Raw genomic sequence first — 2,771 nt, forward strand, 5'->3', positions numbered from 1 at the left:
GTTTGGCGATGCCGAGCGGGTCGAGATTGGCATGCAGATGGCCGCGCATGCGGTAGGCGCGGATCATCATGATGGCGCGCACCGAATCGCGCGTCGCCTGATGCACGTCGGCGTCGGACAGGACGACGCCGTTGGTGACCGCCTTGTCCTTGACTTTCTTTTCGATCGTCTTCTCGACGATACCCCAATTGCCGTCGAGCGCCGACACCAGTTCGCCATTGGCCTGCAGCGGCCAGGAGGGCTTGGCCCATGAGGCACCCTTGGCATTCCTGCGCACATCGCCGGCATCGTCCTTCAGCCCGGCAAAGAACTCCTGCCATTCGGGATTGACCGAGGCTGGATCGTCTTCATAGGCGGCATAGAGCGCATCGATGTAATCGGCGTTGCCGCCGTAAAGGAAAGAGGTGAGCGAAAATTGGTCGTTGGCCTGATCTTGTCTTGCCATTTTTGTCCGCGGAGCCCGGCTCCGTCTCCTGTTTTTGGAGGGAGTAGGGGAATAAGGGAATAGGGGAGTAGCGCTTTTTGCCGCTGCTATTTTCCCTACTGCCCTACTCCCCTATTCCCTTAACCTTTGATCGCCTCGACCAGTGTCGTGCCCAGCCTTGCCGGCGAGGGCGATACCTTGATGCCGGCCGATTCCATCGCCGCGATCTTGTCTTCGGCGCCGCCCTTGCCGCCGGAGATGACCGCGCCGGCGTGGCCCATGGTGCGGCCGGCCGGCGCCGTGCGCCCGGCGATGAAGCCGGCCATCGGTTTCTTGCGGCCACGCTTGGCTTCGTCCTTGAGGAACTGCGCGGCGTCTTCCTCGGCCGAACCGCCGATCTCGCCGATCATGATGATCGACTTGGTCTCCTCGTCGGCGAGGAACATCTCGAGCACGTCGATGAACTCGGTGCCCTTGACGGGGTCGCCGCCGATGCCGACGGCGGTGGTCTGGCCGAGGCCGACATTGGTGGTCTGGAACACTGCCTCATAGGTAAGCGTTCCCGACCGCGAAACAACGCCGACCGAGCCCTTGCGGAAGATGTTTCCGGGCATGATGCCGATCTTGCATTCGTTGGGCGTGAGCACGCCCGGGCAGTTCGGCCCGATCAGCCGCGAGGTCGAGCGGTCGAGCCTGGCCTTGACCCTGATCATGTCCATCACCGGTATGCCTTCGGTGATGCAGATGATCAGCGGGATCTCGGCCTCGATCGCTTCGAGGATGGCTTCGGCGGCACCCGCCGGCGGCACATAGACGACCGAAGCGTTGGCGCCGGTCTTTTCCTTGCCCTCGGCGACGGTGGCGAAGATCGGCAGGCTTTCACCCTTGGCGCCGGTCCACGTCTCGCCACCCTTCTTGGGATGGATGCCGCCGACCATTTTCGTGCCGTGATAAGCCAGCGCCTGCTCGGTGTGGAACGTACCGGTCTTGCCGGTCAGGCCCTGCACCAGCACCTTGGTGTTCTTGTCGACGAGGATGGACATGGGAGCCCTTTTCTAAAAACCGTTGATCGAGGAAAACATGGTCAGAGCCGCTTCAGGTCAGCGACCGTGAGGTCGCTCTTGGCATTGCCGGTGTTGAGCGTCGTCGCCGGCTCGAACATCAGCACGACCGGTTCCGCGGTGAGCGAACGCGGCCGGTGCTCGACACCGCGCGGCACGACGATGAAGTCGCCCTCGCCGAGTTCGACCGGACCGTCGCGGAAATCGATGGCGATGCGCCCGCGCAGCACGAGGAAGGCTTCGTCCTCATTGTCATGCGCGTGCCAATCGAAGACCTCGCCGAACTTGGCGACCTTCGCCTGGCTGTCGTTGACGTCGCCGGCGATATGCGGATCGAAGACCTTCTTGATCTTTTGATCCGCCGCCTCGACCAAGTTTATCTTGCGCGGAGGCATCCGCTCAGCCCTTTACCGCCGCCACGATCTTCTTGGCTGCATCGTCGAGATCGTCGGCCGACACGACGTTGAGGCCGCTGTCGTTGATGATCTTCTTGCCGAGCTCGGCATTGGTGCCCTCCAGACGCACCACCAGCGGCACTTCCAGTCCGACTTCCTTGACCGCGGCAATGACGCCCTCGGCAATGATGTCGCACTTCATGATGCCGCCGAAGATGTTGATCAGGATACCCTTGACCGCCGGATCCCGGGTGATGATCTTGAACGCCGCCGTGACTTTTTCCTTGGATGCGCCGCCACCGACATCGAGGAAGTTGGCGGGCTCGGCACCATAGAGCTTGATGATGTCCATCGTCGCCATGGCGAGGCCGGCGCCGTTGACCATGCAGCCGATATTGCCGTCGAGCGCGACATAGGCGAGGTCGTATTTCGACGCCTCGATCTCCTTCTCGTCCTCTTCGGTGGTGTCGCGCAGTTCGAGCACGTCAGGGTGGCGGAACAGCGCGTTGTTGTCGAACGACACTTTCGCGTCGAGCACGCGCAGCCGGCCGTTCTTCATGACGATCAGCGGGTTGACCTCGAGCAGGCTCATGTCCTTTTCGACGAAGGCTTTGTAGAGGATCGGGAACAGCGTATCGCCGTCCTTGGCAGCATCGCCGTCGAGCTTCAGCGCACCGTTGAGCGCCTTCAGGTCGGCCGATGTGACGCCTTTTTCCGGATCGATGGCGACAGTGATGATCTTCTCCGGCGTGTCATGCGCGACCGCTTCGATGTCCATGCCGCCCTCGGTCGAGACGACGAAGGCGATGCGGCCGACCGAACGGTCGACCAGGATCGACAGATAGAGCTCGCGTTCGATGTCAGCGCCGTCCTCGATATAGAGGTGGTGTA

The 2,771-nt window shown here is 62.1% G+C and carries 3 protein-coding genes and 1 pseudogene; all 4 read right to left on the reverse strand.

Annotated features, from left to right (window positions below; all coding sequences use genetic code 11):
• Window positions 1-445: pseudogene (sucA, locus tag EN906_RS29785) on the reverse strand (2-oxoglutarate dehydrogenase E1 component); the annotation flags it as partial.
• Window positions 446-564: 119 nt separating this feature from the next.
• The gene (sucD, locus tag EN906_RS29790) at window positions 565-1,467 is read right to left on the reverse strand and encodes a succinate--CoA ligase subunit alpha (RefSeq protein ID WP_063173365.1); all 903 of its coding nucleotides are present in this window, start codon (window positions 1,465-1,467) and stop codon (window positions 565-567) included.
• 41 nt (window positions 1,468-1,508) lie between these two features.
• The gene (locus tag EN906_RS29795; protein ID WP_127267774.1) at window positions 1,509-1,880 is read right to left on the reverse strand and encodes a cupin domain-containing protein; all 372 of its coding nucleotides are present in this window, start codon (window positions 1,878-1,880) and stop codon (window positions 1,509-1,511) included.
• A 4-nt stretch (window positions 1,881-1,884) separates the two neighbouring features.
• Window positions 1,885-2,771: ADP-forming succinate--CoA ligase subunit beta (gene sucC, locus EN906_RS29800; protein WP_127375587.1), on the reverse strand; the 887-nt coding region annotated here is incomplete at its 5' end.

This window comes from Mesorhizobium sp. M7A.F.Ca.CA.004.06.1.1 (assembly GCF_003999135.1).
GTDB lineage: Bacteria > Pseudomonadota > Alphaproteobacteria > Rhizobiales > Rhizobiaceae > Mesorhizobium.

Bases quoted from the DNA above. Each gene is read 5' to 3' on its own strand.
- sucD (WP_063173365.1), bottom strand. From the start codon at position 1,467: ATGTCCATCCTCGTCGACAAGAACACCAAGGTGCTGGTGCAGGGCCTG.
- EN906_RS29795 (WP_127267774.1), bottom strand. From the start codon at position 1,880: ATGCCTCCGCGCAAGATAAACTTGGTCGAGGCGGCGGATCAAAAGATC.